Origin of the sequence: Halorientalis sp., assembly GCF_028275115.1 — an archaeon.
In the GTDB taxonomy this organism is placed as follows: Archaea; Halobacteriota; Halobacteria; order Halobacteriales; family Haloarculaceae; genus Halorientalis.
Map to the genome: position 1 here is coordinate 1 of NZ_JAQCNH010000019.1, position 19,806 is coordinate 19,806.

The window sequence follows — 19,806 nt, forward strand, 5'->3', positions numbered from 1 at the left end:
TTTCACGTGACGGTCGTCCCCGAAAACTTCGAGTCCCGCACAGCGTCCTCGACCGACGACGCCGATCAGGACGACCGAGAGTAAAGACAGGTTTTGCCGGTGTCCCGGACGGCCGCCGATATTCCTCCGGGAAAAGAAGCTTCTTGTGCCCGCTCCTGATAGCTGACGATATGGGTCTGTTCGATCGGCTTCGTGGCGACGACGGTCCTCGAGTTGCGTTCTTCGGCATCGACGGGGTTCCGTATCGTATGCTTTCGGAGCACTTCGACGAGTTCGAGAACCTTGCCGCACTGGCAGAGGACGGTAGCGCGGGGGCCATCGACAGTATCGTGCCCCCCGAATCGAGCGCCTGTTGGCCGTCGCTGACGACCGGGGTCAACCCAGGGGAAACTGGTGTCTACGGCTTTCAGGATCGAGAAGTCGGTTCGTATGAGACGTACGTCCCGATGGGGCGGGACGTACAGGCCACCCGGGTCTGGGACCGTGTCGAGAACGCCGACCGGCAGGCGACGGTAATGAACGTCCCGGTCACGTTCCCGCCACAACGTGACGTCCAGCGGATGGTTTCGGGTTTTCTCTCGCCCGGCATCGACAAGGCGGCCTACCCGGACGAACTTCGGGACCACCTCGACGAGATCGACTACCGCATCGACGTGAACGCCAAACTCGGCCACGAGGAAGACAAAAGCGAATTTATCGCCGACGCCCACGAGACCATCGACCGCAACCACGAGGCGTTCAAACACTACGTCGAACAGGACGATTGGGACCTGTTTTTCGGCGTTTACATGACGACCGACCGCGTCAACCACTTTCTGTTCGAGGACTACGAGAGGGACGGCGAGTACAGAGCGGAGTTCCTCGAGTTCTACCGGAAAGTCGACCGATATCTCGGCGAGATGCGCGAGCTGCTGCCCGACGACGTGACGATGGTCGTCGCCTCCGACCACGGCTTCACCACGCTGGACTACGAGGTCCACTGTAACGAGTGGCTCGCCCAGAACGGCTGGCTCAGCTACGAGACCGACGACCACGACGAACTCGGCGACGTCGGCGAAGAGACGATGGCCTACTCGCTTATCCCCGGTCGCTTCTACATCAATCTTGAGGACCGCGAACCTCGCGGACTCGTCCCGGAGGACGACTACGAGGACGTCCGGGACGAACTCAAGGCGGAACTCGAAGCGCTCGAAGGACCGGACGGGAGGAAGGTCGCCGACCGCGTGGTCACTAAGGAAGACGCCTTCCGTGGCGACCACGACGATATCGCGCCCGACCTCACGGTCGTTCCGAACCACGGTTTCGACCTGAAATCCGGATTCAAAGGCGACGACGACGTGTTCGGCAAGGGGCCACGTAACGGTATGCACAGCTTCGACAACGCCAGCCTGTTCGTCGACAACGCCGACGCGCGCATCGAGGACGCCGACCTGCTCGACATCGCGCCGACGCTGATGGACCTGCTCGACCTCGACTACGACCGGACGACCTTCGACGGCTCGACGCTACTGTCCTGAACCGCCGGTCACCGTTTTTCGACCGCTCGTGCTCGATTACCACGCGCTTACTCGCGGGTCGCCTCGCTCTCACCGAACGACCGTCACCGGCACCGGCGCCCGCCGGAACACCGTCTCCGCGACGTTTCCGACCATCAACCGGTCGGCAACCGAGCCACCGTGGCTGCCGAGGACGATTGTGTCGTAGCCCTCGGCAGTGTCGAGGATCGCCCGCGCCGGATGGCCGGTCCGGACGTTCACGTCCACCTCGGCGTCGTGGTCGACCGCGATCTCGCTGGCCCGGTCCGCGACCGCCTGGCCGTGTTCCTCGGCCGCCTCCTGCATGTCGTCGGCCAGGGCTATCGACGTGGCCTCTCCCCACAGGAACGACGGCCCGCCGACGACGGTCAAAACGGTGACCGCGTCGTCCTCGTCGTCGTACACGTCGAGTGCGTATTCGAGCGCCCGTTCGGCCATCTCGGAGTCGTCCATGGGGACGAGAACGTGCATGCCTGTCCTACGACGGACGTCGACAAACCTGTTGGGTCACGCCAGCAGGGTAAAGAGGAGATAGGAGCCGACGACCGACAGCACCGGCGTGAGGACCCACAGCGTGACGATTCGGGCCGTCGCGGCGGGGTCGAACAGGCTCTCGGCGGTCACTTCCTCGGGCTCTTCTTTCCCGATTCCGGGAACGTCGACTTCCTCCGGGGGCTCCGTTGGCGCTTCGGCTTCACCGCTCGCGAGTTCACCGACGGTCGGTCCCGCCCCCTCGTCGGCGGCCGGTGAGGCGGTCAGCGATCCCGTCCCCAACTCCGCCTCGGCCCTGCCCGGCGGCGAGGGGGTCGCCAGTTCCGCCAGCGTGGCGGTGCGGCTCGCCCGTCCCCAGCCCAGGCCGATGATACAGCAGGTCGTACTCACCGCGAGACTCGCCGGGATGCCCAACTGTGAGAGGACGGTGATGATTGTCGCACCGACGAGCGAGACGATCAGCGCCGCCAGAATCGGCAGATCTGTGATGTCGTTGCCGACCGTCGCCAGCGTCCGCCGGGCGATGGTGAATCCGCCGAGGCTGATTGCCGCGACGGCCAGCAGGATGCCCTGATTCATGCTGATGGAGCCGTTGCCGACCAGCGGCGCGACGGCGTTGGCCACGTTGGACGCCCCCGCGCTGAACCCCATATAGCAGGCGATCACGAGCACCAGCCCGGCGCCGATCAGGTCCTGTCGTGAGGCGTTCTCGTTGAGTCTGGGCCGTGGGACGGTTCTGGACCGGTCGATCCGTAACAGGGGGCCACTCATCCGACCGAAAGAGAGGCGAGCGTCAAGATGAGGGTAGAAATAACGGCCGATGAGGGCACCGACGCCGAAGCCGAGTAGCGGCGCGACGATCCACGCCGAGACGATGGTGAACATCAGCGCTCCGTCGAGCGTCCCGGTCGCCAGCCCCAGACCGACGATGGCACCGACCGCTGTCATCGATGTGGAGGCGGGGACGCCATAGATGTTCGAGACTAGAAGCGCCAGTCCCGTAAAAAAGAGGACCCCGACGCTGGCGGTCGGCGAGAACTGTGCGGCCGGGACGATGCCGTCGCTCATGGTGTCGATGACGTTGCGCCCGACGGTCCACGCACCCACGAAGGCAAAGCCAGTGAACAGCGCCGCTGCGGTGGTCTTCCTGACGACTCGGCTGCCTACCGCTGGCCCGAACGCGACACCGGTCGACGAACCGCCGATGTTGTAGCCGACGAACGCTGCGACGAGCAGGCCGACGACGACGAGTGCCGTGACCATCGATTCGTTTGGCGTATGGAGCCAGCCCTTTTGAGGTTTGGTGCCTCGTCACCGGGCACCCGAACTGTCTGCCGCGTGTCTGACGGGTCGTTTTGTGGACCGGTCACGTATCCCCCCGCATGACAAATCTGACGAACGTCTACGACGGCGGCGTCGTGGGTCGACGGCGGCGAGTCCTCGGGCTGTCGCTGTTCGGCCTCGGGACGGTGATGGTCGTCGCTGCCATCGCCGTCGCGACGACGGGGCTATCCGACCTATTCGGCCTCACGACCTTCGGCGCGCGGGAGTTGGCCGGCGTCCTCGCGGGGCTGGGATTACCGGCGGCCTTCCTCGGTAGCTTCACCGTCCTCCCCGCTTCGCGGCGCGCTAGGGCCGCGGCCGTAATCGGGGCGAGCCTCTCGGTGTTCGGCGTTGTTCTGTTCCGTGCGGCCTATCCCTACCGGTGGGTCGGCTCGACGAGCGGTCCGGGCCTCACCCTGCCTGTCGTCGTCGTCTACCTCCTCGGGACGCTCACGCTGTTCTGGTGTCTGTTCCTCGCCGTCGCCAAGTTCAAAACTCGCACCGACCCCGGCGGCACGGTCCGGATGGAGGTGACTGACGAGGGAACCACGCGCATCCTCGAAGTCACCGGCTCCGTCCCCGGCTTGGGCGGGATCGGCCTGTTCGGCCGGAACCCCGACGGCGAGGTCCAGACACAGACCAACCCCACTGGAGGCGACGACAGTGATGTCCTCTACGCACGCGAAGAGACCACCACCCCGACTGGCGGCCAGCAGGCCGCGAGCGACGGCGGCGCAGCGGCTCAGCGGGGTGGGATAGACGACGCTGAACCCGTCCCGGACGAGGTTGTCGAGGCCGCCTCAACCCGCGGCCAGCCCGACGCCTACTGTGGCAACTGTGAACACTTTCAGTACGTTCGGGTCAACGACGAGATCCGCCCCGCCTGCACCCTCCACACCGAGGTTATGAACGACATGGAGGCCTGCGACGAGTGGCGGGCCAACAACTGACCCCGTCGCCCCGCCGGTCTGTCGCTCCGCTTTTTTTACCTGGTCTCGACGTCCCGATTGACGACCACCAGCCGGTCACCGCTGTCCAGCTCGAACCGGCTCTTCCGGAGTCCGAGCTCGTCGACGACGCCCGTCCCTGCGCTCGTCGTGACGGTGTCGCCGCGGTTGAAATCCGGGGCGCGAAGCAGGAAGACGCCTGCTACCGTGTCCTCAATCACCTCCGAGAGGGCGTAGGAGGCGCCCAGCGCGATGGACCCGACTGCGGCCCCGAGACTCGCAGCCAGGCTGCCGAGACCGACGACGTCCAACAGTGCGAGGCTGGCTCCGAACCAGGGCGAGATGCGCACGAGCGGCACGATCAGACCGACGACGAGCCCCTGTTCGGTGGGTCTGGTTCTGGACAAAACCGGCCGGAGGACGGCCGTCACCGCCTCGCTGCTGACGTACGCGAGGACGGCAGAGACGACGCCGCCAAGCAACTGGGGACGCCCCGACGAGACCGGCCACGAACGCCTCGAACGCCCTCAGTACCGGTTCCGAGAGTTACAGGGTCTGGCTCGCGGCTCGCTCAAGCGATGGAACGGTGATACCGATTGTCCCAGCGGCCATCGCCGAGTGGCACCCGGTGCCCGGGAGTGTCTCCGCGACCCGTGTGTAGACCACAACCAGTGTAACCAGTCCGAGGCCAGCGCCAAACGCGAAGGGAACGAGGAAATCAAAACGGACGAGACAACCCGACGCTAGCGGCCCCAGCGCCGTCTCGACCACCTCCGTGATGTCGACGCCGCCGGCGATGGACAGCGGTAGCACGACGGCCAGAGATGGGCCGGCAACCGCGTCAGCCGTCCGCGCCAGCGCGAGAATCAGCATCCGACGGTCCGTCCCGAACGTCTGTCCATATGAAGGCACTCTTTGTGCGGTCGCTGTGGTCCGACCCCCGGAGTTCCCGCAGACCGGCGCCGATTGCTGTGTAATCCGAGGGGTTTTATGGGGCCATCGTGTAATCGAAAGCTAACATGGAGTTCTGTGACGAGTGCGGTTCGATGATGAAAACTGACGACGGAATGTGGATCTGCGGAAGCTGTGGGCACGAGACCCCTCGCGACGAGGAGACCGAAATGGCGATGACGTCCATCCAGTCCCAGGAGGAAAGCGAAGTCATCGACACCTCCGAGGTGGAGGCCGAGGACATGGGACCGACCACCGAGACCCGCTGTCCGGAGTGTGGCAACGACCGCGCGTTCTGGGAGATGAAACAGATCCGTGCCGCCGACGAGAGCGAAACCCGGTTTTTTACCTGCACCGAGTGTAGCCACAAGTGGCGTGAAGACGATCACTGACGGATGAGCGGTGACGGAACCCCGCGGGTGCCCGAGGACGCCCTCGACGGTTGGGCCGTCACCGACAGGTCGAGCGAAACCGTCTTCGAGTTGCCGGTCGCCCGCGTCGTCGGCCACACTGCCGTCTACGACGACGAGGACCTCCGGTCTGCGGTGAGCGGTCTCACCGGAGGAACCGTCGACCGCATGTGGCGGTTTTTTTTTGCGACCCGACTCGAGTTCACCCCGGCGCTCCCACCGGCCGTCGGCCCGGCGGCCGTGTTCACCACCGTCCGCACACAGGCAAACAGCGTGTTCAAGAACCGACTGCAGGACCGTGGCTTCGGCGAGGTGTCGAAGGCCGGTCACGACCGGATTCGTGTGGACAGCGGCGACCGCGCCTCGCTGCAGGCCTACGAGGCCGCTATCGAGACCAGCGTCGTGGACGTGCCCGTCGAGGGGTACCTCGCCGTCTGGTCGACCGGCGGCGAGTTCCGTCTCGCCGGCGGCGCCTATCCTGCGGCGTCGCTCTCTGACCTGCTGGGCATCTCGATTCCCGGCATTGACATCGACCCCAACTCGTTCCGTCAGGAGCTGATTTCGATCGTCAAATCCGTTCGTTGAGCCGCTCTGAACGCCGCGACACACACCAGTCGCCAGCAACTCGGTCCGCCCGTTACCGAGCTACCGACGCACCCGCCCGGGCGCTGCATCGGCGCCGAGCAACGCCACTCGGGTCTCTCCGACGTACACCTCCGCCGTGTACCCGCCGGCCCGGAGCATCGTGTCGAGTCGTTTCAGCGTTTCGCCCTCCGTTCGGACGATACGGACAGCCTCCCGGAACCGCTCGATCTCGATGTGGACCGGCCTGCCGACCGACGGGAGACGCAGGCGCGCGTCGTCGATGTCGACCAGTAGGTTGACGGCCGCCTCCACCGCGGGCGCAGCCGCTATCGTGAGTGCACTGTCGACCACTTCGAGACGCCCCGGCCGGTCCGGGTCGCGTCGGTCGGACACGGCTCACTCCCGGCGAGCGAACGTCAGGAAGCCGGTGTGGCCGACGCCCGCCGTCGACGGCCGAGACCCCCGCTCGTCGAAGTCCATCTGCCGCTGGATCGTTTCCAGCGTCTCGACGCCCTCCAACCCGACACCGCGGGCGGCCCGGACGGCCTCCCGCGTCCCCTCCACGAACGGTGAGTACACTGCGAGGCAGCCGCCGGGCGTCAGCAGATCCGCGGCGTGTTCGACCACCGTCGGTGCGTCCTCGGTGTCGAGCGTCAGCACGTCCACCGGCCCGACGTCAAGTTCGGCCGTCACGTCGCCCGTCCGCACGTCAACCTGCTCGGCGACGCCGGCCAGTTCCATGTTCTCGCGTGCCACCTCGGCGAACTCGGAGTCGCGTTCGTAGGTGGTCACCTCGGCTCCGGCCCGCCCCATGTACGCCGCAAGCACGCCGGTTCCCGTCCCCGCGTCCAGCACCGTGTCGCCCGCCGAGACGCCGGTGTGGCCCATGATAAGTCCGACGTCGCGGGGCATCATCGGTGCGCCCGTGCGCTCGAAGTGATTGAAACAGTCCGGGCCCCTGAGTTCACGAACGGTGAACGCCTCGTCGAGGTGCGTGGTAACGACCTCGCCCGCTGTGGCGTCCTCGGGTACCTCGAGAATCCCCAGATCCGTCTCTAGGGTCTCGCCCCGTTCCAGGAGATACTCGCGGTCGTTCCGGACCAGAAGCAGCGCCACGCTACTCCAGGCGCTCGACGGCCGCCGCGAGGTTGCCGTCCTCCGCCTCGAGGGCCTCGCGCGCGTCGTCCTCGCTCACACCGGCGCGGTTAGCGACAATCTCGACGTCGGCGTCGGGAATGCCATCGCTGTCACCGCTCCCGCTAGGATCACCGCCCTCGATTGCCGACCCGTCGCCAGCCTCGCGGGACTCGGGCGTGCCGATGACTTGGTACGTCTCCTGGCCCTGGGCGTCCATCCGCTGCACTTCGGCGTCAGTGAAGACAAGTTCCTCCTCGGCTGTGCGGATGACGACTTCCTCGGCGTCGAGTTCCTCGATGTCGATGCCGAACTGGTCCATCATCTGTTGCATCTTCTGCGGATCGAAGCCGCCTCCTCCGAACATACTCGGAGGTTGCGGCGCTGGCGGAAAACCCCTTCGGGACCACCTTTTTCCGCCTCGGGTTCGCGGCAAGGCCGCGACTCACTCGGCGCAAAAGTGGGTGAAAAAGCGGAACTCGGGCCGCGCACGAGTTCCGGTGCTGTGTGAGCGCCTCCACAACCGCACCACCACCGCCCTGCTCACCCCTCTACCTCCGTCCCGTCCGCGTCCGTCTCGCCATCCTCGGCCGGCCCGACCCCGTGGCGCACGAACACGGCCATCCCTGTCTCGAAATCTAGCATGTCCCAGCCAGACAGTTCGGCGCGGCCAACGCCGAGCAGGGTGTCGTCGTCGCGGACGACCGCCACTTCGTCGCCCGGCCGGACCGCCGGGTCGGCCTGCTGGACGAACTTCGCGAAGGTGTTGCGCCCCTCCCGAACGAACGGGTCGCTGTCCTCGCCGACGACGACCCGATAGGCCGGCCCGTCGAGCGCGTCGAGCAGCCGTCGCGCCCCTGCTGGACTGAGTGTGAACCGGCCATCGACGGCGTACGTCACCAGCCGACCGGCGTCGGCGACGACCTGCTGTGGCCGGCCGGAACTCGTCCGATACACCTCCAAGTCCTCGTCGGGCGGAAAGAGCGCCTCGCCCGCGCTCGCACCGAACTGGTAGTCTGCGACCCGGCGGAGCGTCCGCCCGTCCTCGTTGTTCATTGCGTTTTCGTTTCCGAGCCAACGACTAAACACCTTCCACCCGTGGCAGAGTCCGTGAACTGCGTTACCAATCCACGTGATACTTCCATACTGTCACGAATTATCACTGCCCTCGCTGGCGGTTTTTGGATGGATTTATACGCTATAATTACATAGCTCGGAACAACATGCCACGCAATTCGGTGAAAATCATCGTTGGTGCGGTCCTGCTGTTGATCGGATCGGTGCTCATCCTCGGGGCGGGCCTCCAGGAGGTTCCGATGCCAGCCGTCACCGCCAGCGTCGCGGCGATGCTGCTTGCGGCCGGGTCGGTGCTCCTGGGTACCTCCGAGGGCGGCCAGCCGGTTTAGAGCAGGAACGTCTCCTGTTCTTCGCTGAGGTCGCGGAACGTGTCGGCCGCCTCGACCAGTTCTTCGGCGGTCGACTCGCGAAAGGCCATGATCTCGACCTTGCAGCCCTCGTGTTTCAGGTGACGGCAGAGCCGCGAGAAGTCGCCGTCTCCCGTACAGAGGACCACGCTGTCGACGTGGTCGGCCAGCGTCACCGCGTCGAGGCTCATACCGACGTCCCAGTCGGCTTTTTTCGAGCCGTCGCCGAACGTCTTGATGTCCTTGATCTTCGTCTCGAACCCGATGTCGACCAGCGCCTCGAAGAAACTCTCCTCGTCTTCGGCCTCGGCGCGGATCACGTAGGCGATCGCGCGAGTCAACTCCCGGCCGTTGACGCCTTCTTCAAGTAGTGACGCGTAGTCGATGTTGCGTGTATAGAGGCTCCGGGCGGTGTGATAGAGGTTCTGCGCGTCGGCGAGCATCGCCACGCGCTGCCCGGGATGCACGTCAGTCATACGCAACTGTTGAAGACCCCATCTGATAAAAGCTGTCGGATGGGCGACGGCTGGGAACGTGGTGGAGAGGTGTCGCAACTCCTAAGTCGTCTCGTCACACTCGCTCGTGTATGCAACGGTCCACGCCGGAACTGTCTGGTCCAGTCACCAGCCGTCGGTGTGGCGCGGTCCGTTTTGGGGGGACTCGCTCGCGGGCGGCGAGCGCCCACTCGCCCAGTGCGTCGCGGCAGAGCCGCCACGTGAACGGTAAACGCACGCGGTAGGCTCACGGCGGGCGTAGCATCCCCGTCGCGGGCCGCACTCGTTGTTCCGCGCGCACCGACTTCCGACCGACCCCAACTCACGGACACACAACAGCAATGACACACGAGACGTTCACCGGCGTGTTCCCCGCGATGACCACGCCGTTCCACGAGGACGAGAGCATCGACTTCGAGACACTCCGCGACCACGCACAGTGGCTCGAGCAGCGCGGCGTCGATGGCGTCGTGCCGATGGGCACGACTGGCGAGAGCGCGACCCTCTCCCACGACGAACACGTCGAGGTCATCGAGGCCGTCACCGACGCCGTCGAAGACGTGCCAGTTGTCGCCGGTTCGGGCAGCAACAGCACCCGCGAAGCGCTGGACCTCTCCGAACGGGCCGCCGACGCCGGCGCCGATGGCTTGCTTCTGATCTCACCGTACTACAACAGGCCCGAACCCGCCGGCATGGAACACCACTTCCGGCAGGTCGCCGACGCTGTGGACCTCCCGCAGATCATCTACAACGTCCCCTCCCGGACGGGCCGCAACATCGCCGTCGAGACTGCTGTCAACCTGGCCGACCACCCCAACGTCGTCGGCTACAAGGCCGCCTCCGGCGACATGAACCGTATCACCGAGGTCATCGAGCGCACGCGTGCGGAGACCTTCGCCGTCCTCTCGGGCGACGACGCCATGACCCTGCCCATCATCGCAACCGGTGGCAGTGGCTGTATCAGCGTCTCGGCCAACGTCGAACCCGCCCGGACCTGCGCGATGGTCGGTGCGGCGCTGTCGGGCGACTACGACCGCGCCCGGGAGTATCACCACGAACTCGGCGAACTCTTCCGGGTCCTGTTCACCGAGAGCAATCCCATCCCGGTCAAGGAGGCCATGGAGATACGCGGACACTACGACTCCGGTCGGATGCGCTCGCCACTGTCCCGTGCCGGCGAGGCGACCCTTGACGCGCTCCGTGACACGCTCGCGGACCTCGCCGACGAGGACGCCCCCGAACCGGCGGAGGTCGAGCGATGACACGGGTCGCGGTCAACGGTGCGGCCGGCCGGATGGGCCAGACCGTGATCGAAACCGCGGCCGACCGCGACGACGTGACCGTCGTCGTCGGCCTCGACGTGTCTGGTCCCGACGAGGTGCAGGGCGTGCCGGTCGCCGACGCCGCCGCCGCTGCCGACGCGCTCGTAGAACACGACGCCGACGTAGCGGTCGACTTCACCGCCCCCGACGCCACGCGCTCGCTGGCCGAGGCCTGCACCGATGCGGGCGTCGGCATGGTCGTCGGCACCACCGGGTTCGACGAAGACGGCTTCGCCGCGCTGGACGACGCCGCCGAGGCCGTCCCGCTGTTGAAAGCTACCAACTTCGCCCGCGGCGTCCACGCCCTGCTCCGGGCGATTTCGGAGGCCCTGCCCGCGGTGTCCGACTACGACCTCGAACTGATGGAGACACACCACAACGGGAAGATCGACGCGCCCTCCGGGACGGCGAAGACGATGCTCGAAACCGTTCAAGACGAACGCGACGTGGAACCGGTCTACGGCCGGGAGGGCCGTGCGCCGCGCGACGAGGACGAGATCGGCGTTTTCGCCCGTCGGGCCGGCGATATCCGCGGCGAACACGAACTGATCGCGGCGGGCAACGACGAGGTGCTCTCGCTGTCCCACCACGCCGAGGACCGGAGCGTCTTCGCGGCCGGCGCGCTCGACGCCGCGGTCTGGATCGAAAGCCAGGAGCCCGGCCGATACGACTTCGGGAACGTCATCGACCAATGAGCCTGCAATCCGACATCGAAGACCTGTGGAACCGCTACGACGACGGCCTGACCGCCGACGGCGCCACTGCCGAGGACGCCGACACGCTCGACACGTTTCTCGACGCCCTCGAGGCCGGCGAGGTCCGTGCCGCCGAACCCGCCGGTAGCGACTGGCATGTCAACGAGTGGGTCAAACAGGGCATCCTGTGTAACTTCGGCCTCCGCGAGATCGAGTCCCGCGAGTACGGCGACGTGGCCTACCACGACGTGCTGCCCCTGCGCGAGACCGGCGACATCGGCGACCGTGGCTCCCGCAACACGCCGGACGGAACCGTTATTCGTCGCGGTGCCTACGTGGGAAGTGACGCGATCATAATGAGTCCGTCGTTCGTCAACATCGGCGCGTACGTCGGCGACGGCACGCTCGTCGACTCGTGTGATACGGTCGGGTCGTGTGCCCAGATCGGCGAGAACGTCAAGTTGGGTGCGAACACGCTGGTCGGCGGCGTCCTCGAACCGGTAGAGGACGACCCTGTGATCGTCGAGGACGGCGTCTCGCTTGGCGCTGGCTGTCGGGTCACGTCCGGGTTCCGCGTCGGTGAGAACTCCATCGTCGGCGAGAATACCCTCCTGACGCCGCGGATTCCGGTGTACGACCTGGTGGACGACGAGGTGCTGTACGGCGAACTCCCGCCCGAGCGCCGGGCGTTCGCCCGCTACGTCGAATCCTCTGTCAGCGACGAGGACCTGATTCCCGGCGCAGCGTACAAGCCGGCGGTCGTCGCCACGGATATCGAGACCGAAACCCTCGAAGGGACCGAGCGTGAAGACGCACTCCGAGAATGACGACCGGGCCCGCGGTTCGCCGGTTGTCCGCGTGGGACGCCGAGTTGCTGCGCGGTCTGGCCGCCGAATACGACACGCCACTGTACGTCCTCGACCCCGAGCGGGTGCGCGAGAACGCCGCCCGCCTCCGGGCGGCCTTCGACGCCGAAGAGATCAGCTACGCCGTCAAGGCAAACACTACCCGCCCAGTGCTTGCGACGCTCCGGGCGACAGGCGTCGGAGCGGAGTGTGCCTCGGCAGGCGAAGTCGAGCGTGCACTCGCCGCTGGGTTCGCGGGGGAAGACGTGCGGTACACGGCAGTCAACCCACCGGAGCGAGACCTAAACTACGTGACCGACGTGGCGGCGGACCACGACCTGGTCGTGACCGTGGGGGCGGCAGACGCGCTCGACCGTCTCGACGAGCGCGACTTCGACGGCCGGCTCTGCATCCGCGCGAACCCGGGTGTCGGTGCCGGCCACCACGAGAAGGTCGCAACCGGGGCGGCCCCGAAATTCGGGGTCCCGATGGGTCGAGTCCCCGACCTCGCGGCCGAGGCGGTCGACCGCGGGTTCCAGCTGGTGGGTCTGCACGCCCACGCCGGCAGCGGCATCTCCGGTGAGGACCTCGAAGCACACCGCGAACTCGTCGCACGCATGGGTGAACTGGCCCGGAGCGTAATCGCCGACGTGAGTTCTCTGGGCTTCGTCAATGTCGGCGGCGGTATCGGGGTTCCGTACCGCGCAGACGAGGACCCGCTGGACTTGGACGCGGTGGCGACGGCGACACGGGATGCCTTCGGCGACGTGGATGCTCGGCTGGGAATCGAACCCGGTCGGTACTTCGTCGCGGACGCAGGTGTCCTGCTGACGCAGGTGAACACGGTGAAGCCGACCCCAGAGACCACCGTCGCAGGCGTGGACGCCGGGATGACGACGCTGGTCCGTCCAGCGATGTACGGTTCCTACCACGCGGTCCGCTCGCTGGCAGGTGACGCCGACGAACGCGAGACGGTCCCGACGACCGTCGCCGGCCCCATCTGCGAGACCGCGGACGTACTGTGTGAGGATCGGCCCCTGTCCGACCCCGAGCGGGGTGACCTGCTCGCGGTCGGCAACGCAGGGGCCTACGGCTACGAGATGAGTAGCAACTACAACTCCCGGCCACGACCGGCGGTCGTCGCCATCGAGGGTGAGGGGGGGAGGCTGGCGGTTCGCCGGGAAGCAGTCGCGGACATCACAGGACTGGAAACATGGTCGGAGTAGAGAAATACCACGGGACGGGCAACGATTTCATTATCGTCGACGCGGCCGAGGACGTTCCGGACCGCCGGGCGTTCGCGGCCGACCTCTGCGACCGGGAGCGTGGACTCTCTCACCCCAACGCGCGGAAACGTGGGGCCGACGGGGTTCTCTTTCTGGCGCTGGAACGCGAGTACTCGCCCCCCCGTGTCGTGATGACGCTCGTCCAGCCCGACGGCAGCGTCGCGGCGATGTGTGGCAACGGGGCCCGCTGTGCGGCCAAGTGGGTCGCCGAGCGCACGGGGGCGACGGAAGTCATGATCGACACGCAGGCCGGCACCCGCCGCGCCGAGGTCGGCGAGCAGGGCGTTACCATCGAGATGGGCGCGCCCGTGTTCGATACCGACGGCGTCCCTGTCGTCGGCGACGAACCCCTCGTCGAACGAGACGTCGAGGGACTGCGCGTCACGGCGGTCAACACAGGCGTCCCCCACGCCGTCGCGTTCGTCGACGAGGTGACGACGGTCGACGTGGACGCCGTTGCGCCTGCGGTCCGGGACGCCGACGTGTTCCCCGAGGGCGCGAACGTCAACTTCGCGACACCCCGGGACGGCGACGACGACGCGGGAACGGTTCGGGGCTTCGACCAGCGGACCTTCGAGCGGGGCGTCGAGGCCGAGACCGACTCCTGTGGGACGGGCGCCGTCGCTATCGTCGCCGTCGCCGAACGCCTCGGTAGGGTCGAGCGGGGTCAGCGCGTCCCGGTCCACCCGCCAGGGGGCCGCCTCGTCGTCCAGTTGACCGAGCGCGACGCCCTCCTCCAGGGTCCGGTCGAGCGCGAGTACACCGGCACTGTGACCGTCGTCGACTCGTCGACCTTCGACGTGGAGCTCGACGGCATCGTGGGTGACGATTGATGACGTTCGATCTGCTCGGGTTCCACGAGACTGCCGTCGACATTCCGTCCCACGAGGACGTGACCGAGATGCGGGAGTTCCTAGTCGAGACGCTCCGGGAGGCGGGTCTCGAACCGGTCGTCGACGATGCCGGCAACACGCTGGCAACCCGGACGGGTGAGGACGACGGGCCACATATCGTCCTCAATACGCACATCGACACGGTGCCGCCTCACGTCCCGCTCGAAACCGACGGGGCAGTCGTCCGCGGTCGAGGGGCCTGCGACGCGAAGGGGCCGCTGGCCGCGCTGCTGTCCGCGTTCCTCGAAGCCGAGGTCGGGGCCGGAACACTGACGCTCGCGGTCACGCCCGACGAAGAGGTGTACTCGACCGGTGCGGCCGCACTCGATTTCGATGTCGTCGGACCGCCGACGAGTCACGAGACGATGTCTCGCCCGCCCGACGGCTACATCGTCGGTGAACCCACCGGGCTGGACATCTGTAACGCGGCGAAGGGCCGGTTCGAGGGCACAGTCACCGTCGAGGGGACAGCGGCCCACGCCGCCGAACCCGAGAGCGGTGCGAACGCGATTCGTGCGGTCGCGCCCGTCCTGCAGGCCATCGAGTCCTACGACGAGACGGTCGGGCCGCCCGAACACGACTCGCTCGGCCGGCCGACGCTCGAACCCACGGTGGTCGAGGGTGGAGAAGCCACGAACCAGATCCCCGGTGCGTGTGCGATCACGGTGGATCGGCGAAGCGTCCCGCCCGAGACACAGGACGGCTTCCGCGAGCAACTGGCGGCCCACCTCCAGTCGTGGATTCCGACGTCGATGACACTCTCTTTCGAGTACACCGAGCGCGAGACGCCGTTTCTGGAGGCGTTCGCCACGCCCACGGACAGCGGGGTCGTGTCCGCCCTCCGGGACGCCGGCGCTGGTGAGGTCCGGCCGTTCGGGGCCGCGACGGAGGCCTCGTACTTCGCCGCCGACGCGCCGACGGTCGTGTTCGGTCCCGGCGTCCTGGCCGACGAGGCGGGTGCAGTGGCACACGCCGAGCGCGAGTACGTCCGCCGCCCCGAGGTCGAACGGGCCGGTGAGGTCGCGACGGCGGCCGTCGAGTCGCTACTGAACTGACTGCGAGGCAGCTTCTCTGGAGTGCGGGCGATACACCGGCGTGTCCTCCGACGTAACGACGCTGGCGCTGGTGTTCGGGGCGGTGTTCGCCGATGTGCTGGTCACCGGCTTCGGAGACGCCATCGTCGGCACCACCGCGAGGAAACGACGCCGCCCGCTGGTCACACCACGGGTCCGAACGGCCGCCGGCTACACCACGCTGACCGTCACCGGCGTCCGTCTCACGGGCACCGACCCGCCCTCGCTCTGAGCAGCGAACCGATACGCGACAGCACGTCCGTTCGGTCACCGTTTCCATCGCTGATAGCCCCCGGCAGTCAGGTGGCAGACGCCCGTCAGACGCCGCGTAAACGCTTTTATTCGGGGACTCTGGAGGTACGGGTATGTCTATGGCACGGCGAAGACGGCTCGACGCGGAATCGCTCGGGCGGGCGGGCGTGTTGGTCGCCGGGTGTACACTCGTTCTGACGGCGAGCTTTCTCGGATTGGTCGCACTGGTGTCGGGTGAGGCGACCGGACTGAGCGACCGCCTCCCGGTGTACGTTCTCGGGATGGCGACGGCGTTCGTAGGGTCCGTCCTGATCGCAGAGACCCGCGGCCTCGACGGCCGGAGCGTCATCGGGGCCGCGGGCGCGACTGCGCTCGGCACCTTCGTCATCCTGACACTGGGCGGTGAGGGCGTGTTACACGCGGTCAGAAACCCCGACGCACTCCTCACTTCGCAACTGCTCTTTTATTTTTTGGCGGCGGGAATGATCGCCACCGGTTTCGGCTACTGGGCGATCAAGCACTGGCAGGAGCTGTCGATCCGGTCGCGAAAAAGCAGTTTCACGCGCGGATAGCGACGCACCATCGTTCGCGTTCCCGGACTCCGAGCCACCGCCGTCGGTCGATGTCGACCCGCCTGATACGCTCGAAATCCTCGCGCTTCAGCGCGGGGAGCGTGTCACTCACCGCGGAAAGCCGAGATAACTGAATCTGCGGCGTCGGGGTCGGCCGCGATAACGTACCGTTCGCCGGCCTCTAGTCGCGTCTCGGACGTGGCTGTCCGCTCTCCCCCGGCCCCGGAAATCACGAGACTTCCTGCCGGGAGGTCGACGTTGTCGAGCGACTGTCCTGCTATCGGCGAATCCGGGGCGACACGGATATCGAACACCTCCATCTCGCCGGTGACGTCCTCGAACGTTCGCACGTCGCTCCCGCTGAGCGCGTTCACTGCGGTTCTGACGCCCGCTCGCTCGGGAAATACGACCTCGTCGACGAGTTGCTCGTACTCGTCGCTATCGGCGTCGGTGATACGCGCGGTCGTCCGAATGTCCGGCCGAAACTCCCTGGCAGCCAGGCACACCGCGAGATTGGTGCTGTCGCTGTCGGTCAGCGCGCCGATAACCGTCGTTTCGTCGGTGAGAACGTCCGATAGCACGGACGGGTTCGTCGCGTCACCTACGACGACCTCGATGTCGTCCGACTCCTGCCGGTCCACGCTACCTGGGTCTCGCTCGACAACGGTTACACTGTTGCCACGCTGTTTGAAGAACTGTGCGACCCTGAACCCGACCCGTCCGCCGCCAGCGATCACCATATGACGATTGTTACCCATATACACGTAGCACAACAGCGGCACACAGTAAAGGCCGCCGGCTTGGAACGGCCGGTGTCCAGTCGACTGGTGGCTGCCCCCGTCCCGCTCGTTCAGCCGTCGCCGTCCGCGACGACGACTCCACTGCGCGCAACTGCCTGGCGTGGAGCCGGTGCGGGGCGACATCGGGCGAATCGCGGGAGGCCAACACATAAACAATCCCGGTGACATAACACACGCATGGGATTCACGAAGCACACGGTCAACGGACTCATTTCGCTAGTCATCAGTGTCGTCGCAACGGCAGCCATGTCGGACAGTGCCGACGAGGGGTATAGCTCCGAGGAGGTGCTCCTGTCGGTCGCAGTGTCGGCGTTCCTCTCGGGCTTTTTCACCAGCTACTTCGCCGGCGAGTAGCCGAGCCTCACCGGTCCGTATCGACGAGTGCTGAACCGCGTAGACAGCACTGCCGGTCGCGTCGGCGGTTCCACAGCACGCAGCAGGATTCTCGACGGACCTGCGACACTCGGGCGGAACGGACGGAAGCCCGTTGCCCGAGCGCTCGGCGACTCCCGGTGGCTTCACCCAAGAAGAGCGTTCAGCAGGCGGGACTCGACCTTTCTGAGAATCTCACCGACAGTGCCCGGGGCTACGTCGACTTCCTCAGCGATGTCGTCGTACGTGACCTGGCGCGGCGTGTCGTAGTAGCCCATTCGCACGGCGATTTCGGCGACCTCGCGCTGTCGGCTAGTGAGCCGCGAGAGAAGCCGCTCGTTTTCCGGCGCGTAGTCGCCCAACTTCTGTAGTTCGACCGTAATCCCCTCGGGGACGGCGTCCATCGCCTCGCGAATCTGGTCCTCGTCGCCGACGACCGTCAGCCTGATACCGCCGTTGCCGCCGAATTCGATCGGGAAGTCCGGGACGATCTGGTACGTGTGGGGCAGTTCCAGCAGGCCCGTGAGCATCTCGTTGGACTCCAGATGCGCGTAGGTGATAATCCGGTCTTGCATCGGCGAGACCTGGTAGGTGATGAGTTCGGGGACGTACTCGGCGGCGAACTCGATGACCTCGCGGTCGCCGCTGAGTTCGTACATCGTCGTCACCGTCCCGTCGTCGAGCAACTCCATCTGGAGAATACGCTCGTTCTCGATGCCCGGTGCCTGCTGGATGCGCCGCTCGATGGGGTGAATCCACCCGCGGTCCGGCGTCAACAGGCCCTCGACGTATCTCATTTGCTCAGTGATTGCGCCCGACCAGCATATGCGTTTGGTACCGACAGTGCCACCTCACCCGTCTAACTCCCCGACCAGTCGGTCACCGACGCCGACGTACCCGGCTGGCGTCAGGGCTGTCAGTTCCTCGCGGACGTCTTCGCTCACGTCCAGGTCGGCGAACAGGTCGCGGAAATCCGCCAGCGTAACCTGGCGACCGCGCGTGAGTTCTTTCACTCGCTCGTAAGCGTCCGTGTGGCCCTCCCGGCGGAGGATGGTCTGGACGGCTTCACCGATGATTTCCGGCGTCGCCTCCAGGTCGTTGCGCATCACCTGCTCGTTCGGGACGACCGTCGTCAGCCCCCGCTCACACTTCCGGTAGCCGACGAGACAGTGAGCCAGTGCTGCGCCGACGTTGCGCTTGACCGTCGAGTCTGAGAGGTCTCGCTGGAGCCGCGACGTCGTGACGTAGTCGCCGAGAAAGACCAGGTCGGCGTTGGCCTTCGAGAGGTTCCCTTCGCTGTTCTCGAAGTCGATCGGATTGACCTTGTGGGGCATCGTCGAGGACCCAGTCTCGCCGGCGGTAGCCTCCTGCCCGAGGTACCGGTCGGAAACGTACAGCCACACGTCCAAATCGAGGTCGAGCAGGATGTTGTTCGCGCCCCGGAGCGCGTCGAACAGCGTTTCGAGGTCGTCACAGGGGTTGACCTGTGTGGCAAGCTCCGTGTGGTCGAGGCCCAGTCCAGTCACGAATCGCTCGGCGAAGGCGGGCCAGTCCACGCTGGGATAGGCAGCGTCGTGGGCGGCGTATGTGCCAGAGGCACCTGCGAGCTTGCCGGAGAGCCCGTCTGTCGCGCGCTCGATGCGTCCGAGCGCCCGGCCGAGGCGAGCGGCGTAGACGGCCATCTCCTTGCCGAAGGTCGTCGGGGTCGCTGGCTGGCCGTGGGTGCGGGCGAGCATCGGGACGTCGCGGTGGTCGCGGGCCAGCTTTGCCAGTGCGTCCCGCACGTCACGGAGTGCGGGCACCAGCACCTCCTCGACGGCTGGCTTGACCAGCAGCCGGTGGGCGAGGTTGTTCACGTCCTCGCTCGTGAGCCCGAAGTGAATCCACTGTGCCGCCTCAAGTTCTTCGGGCAGGTGTTCCCGCACGAAGTACTCGACGGCCTTCACGTCGTGGTTGGTCGCCGAGTAATCCTTCCAGCCCTGCGTTTCGAGAGCCTTCACCACCTCGGCGTCTCCCTCGTCGAACTCCGTATAAAGGGCCTGCAGGTGACCGCGCTGGTCGGCGTCGATTTCGAGGGGGGTCGCGTCGAGGCCGGCCAGTGCGAGCAGGTACTCGACTTCGACGCGCACGCGGGCGCGGACCAGCGCCTGTTCGCTCGCGTGGGGAACGAGCGGTTCGGTGTAGCGGGCGTACCGCCCGTCCAGCGGCGAGACGGCGGAAAGCGGACTGCGGTCTGTCATACCCGTCGATGGGCGACTCCGGCCCAAAGGGGTGTCGAAGCCTGGCGGCGACGCGAGCTTCCCAGACACCCCACCAGCACCGGGGTCGCCACCCGGGCCCGAGCACTCGCGTCGACGGCGCTGACGCGCCGAGCGAGGACGCGCTGGTCGTCGACCCGCCA

At 66.5% G+C, this 19,806-nt stretch carries 27 protein-coding genes; 14 read left to right on the plus strand and 13 right to left on the minus strand.

Annotation, left to right across the window (positions count from 1 at the left end):
* Positions 1-170: 170 nt before the first annotated feature.
* The gene (locus tag Q0964_RS02075; RefSeq protein ID WP_299262941.1) at positions 171-1,517 is read left to right on the plus strand and encodes an alkaline phosphatase family protein; all 1,347 of its coding nucleotides are present in this window, start codon (positions 171-173) and stop codon (positions 1,515-1,517) included.
* A gap of 69 nt (positions 1,518-1,586) precedes the next feature.
* Here Q0964_RS02075 and Q0964_RS02080 read toward each other — a convergent pair whose 3' ends face one another.
* Both Q0964_RS02080 and Q0964_RS02085 read right to left on the minus strand, forming a co-directional pair.
* Positions 1,587-2,006 carry a universal stress protein gene (locus tag Q0964_RS02080; protein ID WP_299262943.1) on the minus strand — a complete coding sequence of 140 codons (420 nt, stop codon included), beginning with the start codon at positions 2,004-2,006 and terminating at the stop codon, positions 1,587-1,589.
* A 36-nt stretch (positions 2,007-2,042) separates the two neighbouring features.
* Positions 2,043-3,290 (minus strand): inorganic phosphate transporter, encoded by a 1,248-nt coding sequence (locus Q0964_RS02085; RefSeq protein WP_299262945.1) that lies wholly within the window; start codon positions 3,288-3,290, stop codon positions 2,043-2,045.
* 119 nt (positions 3,291-3,409) lie between these two features.
* Between Q0964_RS02085 and Q0964_RS02090 the strand changes: the two genes are divergently transcribed.
* Entirely contained in the window at positions 3,410-4,300 is an 891-nt protein-coding gene (locus Q0964_RS02090) for a cell division protein CdpA domain-containing protein (RefSeq protein WP_299262947.1), read from the plus strand.
* Positions 4,301-4,335: 35 nt separating this feature from the next.
* Here Q0964_RS02090 and Q0964_RS02095 read toward each other — a convergent pair whose 3' ends face one another.
* Both Q0964_RS02095 and Q0964_RS02100 read right to left on the minus strand, forming a co-directional pair.
* Entirely contained in the window at positions 4,336-4,779 is a 444-nt protein-coding gene (locus Q0964_RS02095) for a mechanosensitive ion channel domain-containing protein (RefSeq protein ID WP_299262949.1), read from the minus strand.
* A 64-nt stretch (positions 4,780-4,843) separates the two neighbouring features.
* Positions 4,844-5,170 (minus strand): hypothetical protein, encoded by a 327-nt coding sequence (locus Q0964_RS02100; protein ID WP_299262950.1) that lies wholly within the window; start codon positions 5,168-5,170, stop codon positions 4,844-4,846.
* A 146-nt stretch (positions 5,171-5,316) separates the two neighbouring features.
* On the opposite strand from Q0964_RS02100, the gene Q0964_RS02105 reads away from it, so the two are divergent.
* On the plus strand, positions 5,317-5,640 hold the full coding sequence (locus tag Q0964_RS02105; protein ID WP_299262952.1) for a transcription factor S: 324 nt from the start codon (positions 5,317-5,319) through the stop codon (positions 5,638-5,640).
* A gap of 3 nt (positions 5,641-5,643) precedes the next feature.
* Positions 5,644-6,243 (plus strand): DUF6517 family protein, encoded by a 600-nt coding sequence (locus tag Q0964_RS02110; protein WP_299262954.1) that lies wholly within the window; start codon positions 5,644-5,646, stop codon positions 6,241-6,243.
* Positions 6,244-6,303: 60 nt separating this feature from the next.
* Here the strand turns inward: Q0964_RS02110 and Q0964_RS02115 are convergent, their stop codons facing one another.
* From Q0964_RS02115 to Q0964_RS02130, 4 genes are all read right to left on the minus strand, one after another.
* Positions 6,304-6,636: a hypothetical protein gene (locus Q0964_RS02115; protein WP_299262956.1), complete on the minus strand. Its 333-nt coding sequence runs from the start codon at positions 6,634-6,636 to the stop codon at positions 6,304-6,306.
* A gap of 3 nt (positions 6,637-6,639) precedes the next feature.
* Positions 6,640-7,359 (minus strand): tRNA (adenine-N1)-methyltransferase, encoded by a 720-nt coding sequence (locus Q0964_RS02120; RefSeq protein WP_299262958.1) that lies wholly within the window; start codon positions 7,357-7,359, stop codon positions 6,640-6,642.
* Between the two features lies 1 nt (position 7,360).
* A complete protein-coding gene (locus Q0964_RS02125; protein ID WP_299262960.1) occupies positions 7,361-7,744 on the minus strand; it encodes a nascent polypeptide-associated complex protein in 384 nt (127 codons plus the stop codon).
* A gap of 176 nt (positions 7,745-7,920) precedes the next feature.
* A complete protein-coding gene (locus Q0964_RS02130; RefSeq protein ID WP_299262962.1) occupies positions 7,921-8,433 on the minus strand; it encodes a PUA domain-containing protein in 513 nt (170 codons plus the stop codon).
* 167 nt (positions 8,434-8,600) lie between these two features.
* On the opposite strand from Q0964_RS02130, the gene Q0964_RS02135 reads away from it, so the two are divergent.
* Positions 8,601-8,783 carry a DUF8178 family membrane protein gene (locus tag Q0964_RS02135; protein WP_299262963.1) on the plus strand — a complete coding sequence of 61 codons (183 nt, stop codon included), beginning with the start codon at positions 8,601-8,603 and terminating at the stop codon, positions 8,781-8,783.
* Here the strand turns inward: Q0964_RS02135 and Q0964_RS02140 are convergent.
* On the minus strand, positions 8,780-9,277 hold the full coding sequence (locus Q0964_RS02140; RefSeq protein WP_299262965.1) for a LabA-like NYN domain-containing protein: 498 nt from the start codon (positions 9,275-9,277) through the stop codon (positions 8,780-8,782). The two genes, Q0964_RS02135 and Q0964_RS02140, sit on opposite strands and share 4 nt — an antisense overlap.
* 359 nt (positions 9,278-9,636) lie before the next feature.
* Between Q0964_RS02140 and dapA the strand changes: the two genes are divergently transcribed.
* The 8 genes from dapA (at position 9,637) to Q0964_RS02180 (ending at position 16,233) form a co-directional block, all read left to right on the plus strand.
* Entirely contained in the window at positions 9,637-10,557 is a 921-nt protein-coding gene (gene dapA, locus Q0964_RS02145; protein WP_299262967.1) for a 4-hydroxy-tetrahydrodipicolinate synthase, read from the plus strand.
* The gene (gene dapB / locus Q0964_RS02150; protein WP_299262968.1) at positions 10,554-11,312 is read left to right on the plus strand and encodes a 4-hydroxy-tetrahydrodipicolinate reductase; all 759 of its coding nucleotides are present in this window, start codon (positions 10,554-10,556) and stop codon (positions 11,310-11,312) included. Before dapA ends, dapB begins: the two co-directional genes overlap by 4 nt.
* Complete coding sequence (locus Q0964_RS02155) at positions 11,309-12,139, plus strand: 2,3,4,5-tetrahydropyridine-2,6-dicarboxylate N-succinyltransferase (protein WP_299262970.1); 831 nt, start codon at positions 11,309-11,311, stop codon at positions 12,137-12,139. Before dapB ends, Q0964_RS02155 begins: the two co-directional genes overlap by 4 nt.
* On the plus strand, positions 12,136-13,383 hold the full coding sequence (gene lysA / locus Q0964_RS02160) for a diaminopimelate decarboxylase (RefSeq protein WP_299262974.1): 1,248 nt from the start codon (positions 12,136-12,138) through the stop codon (positions 13,381-13,383). Before Q0964_RS02155 ends, lysA begins: the two co-directional genes overlap by 4 nt.
* Positions 13,371-14,276, plus strand: coding sequence for a diaminopimelate epimerase (dapF, locus tag Q0964_RS02165; protein WP_299262976.1), 906 nt, complete (start codon positions 13,371-13,373; stop codon positions 14,274-14,276). Before lysA ends, dapF begins: the two co-directional genes overlap by 13 nt.
* A complete protein-coding gene (locus Q0964_RS02170; protein WP_299262978.1) occupies positions 14,276-15,391 on the plus strand; it encodes a M20 family metallopeptidase in 1,116 nt (371 codons plus the stop codon). The genes dapF and Q0964_RS02170 overlap by 1 nt, the downstream gene beginning before the upstream one ends.
* Before the next feature lie 40 nt (positions 15,392-15,431).
* Positions 15,432-15,641 (plus strand): hypothetical protein, encoded by a 210-nt coding sequence (locus Q0964_RS02175; RefSeq protein WP_299262980.1) that lies wholly within the window; start codon positions 15,432-15,434, stop codon positions 15,639-15,641.
* 133 nt (positions 15,642-15,774) lie between these two features.
* Positions 15,775-16,233, plus strand: coding sequence for a hypothetical protein (locus Q0964_RS02180; protein ID WP_299262982.1), 459 nt, complete (start codon positions 15,775-15,777; stop codon positions 16,231-16,233).
* Here the strand turns inward: Q0964_RS02180 and Q0964_RS02185 are convergent.
* Both Q0964_RS02185 and Q0964_RS02190 read right to left on the minus strand, forming a co-directional pair.
* The gene (locus Q0964_RS02185) at positions 16,220-16,345 is read right to left on the minus strand and encodes a hypothetical protein (protein ID WP_299262984.1); all 126 of its coding nucleotides are present in this window, start codon (positions 16,343-16,345) and stop codon (positions 16,220-16,222) included. The two genes, Q0964_RS02180 and Q0964_RS02185, sit on opposite strands and share 14 nt — an antisense overlap.
* Positions 16,338-16,991: a potassium channel family protein gene (locus tag Q0964_RS02190; RefSeq protein ID WP_299262986.1), complete on the minus strand. Its 654-nt coding sequence runs from the start codon at positions 16,989-16,991 to the stop codon at positions 16,338-16,340. Before Q0964_RS02190 ends, Q0964_RS02185 begins: the two co-directional genes overlap by 8 nt.
* A gap of 219 nt (positions 16,992-17,210) precedes the next feature.
* On the opposite strand from Q0964_RS02190, the gene Q0964_RS02195 reads away from it, so the two are divergent.
* Positions 17,211-17,387 (plus strand): hypothetical protein, encoded by a 177-nt coding sequence (locus Q0964_RS02195; RefSeq protein ID WP_299262988.1) that lies wholly within the window; start codon positions 17,211-17,213, stop codon positions 17,385-17,387.
* Positions 17,388-17,551: 164 nt separating this feature from the next.
* Here Q0964_RS02195 and Q0964_RS02200 read toward each other — a convergent pair whose 3' ends face one another.
* Both Q0964_RS02200 and purB read right to left on the minus strand, forming a co-directional pair.
* Positions 17,552-18,202 carry a helix-turn-helix domain-containing protein gene (locus tag Q0964_RS02200; RefSeq protein WP_299262990.1) on the minus strand — a complete coding sequence of 217 codons (651 nt, stop codon included), beginning with the start codon at positions 18,200-18,202 and terminating at the stop codon, positions 17,552-17,554.
* 54 nt (positions 18,203-18,256) lie between these two features.
* Complete coding sequence (gene purB, locus Q0964_RS02205) at positions 18,257-19,645, minus strand: adenylosuccinate lyase (RefSeq protein WP_299262992.1); 1,389 nt, start codon at positions 19,643-19,645, stop codon at positions 18,257-18,259.
* Positions 19,646-19,806: the final 161 nt, after the last annotated feature.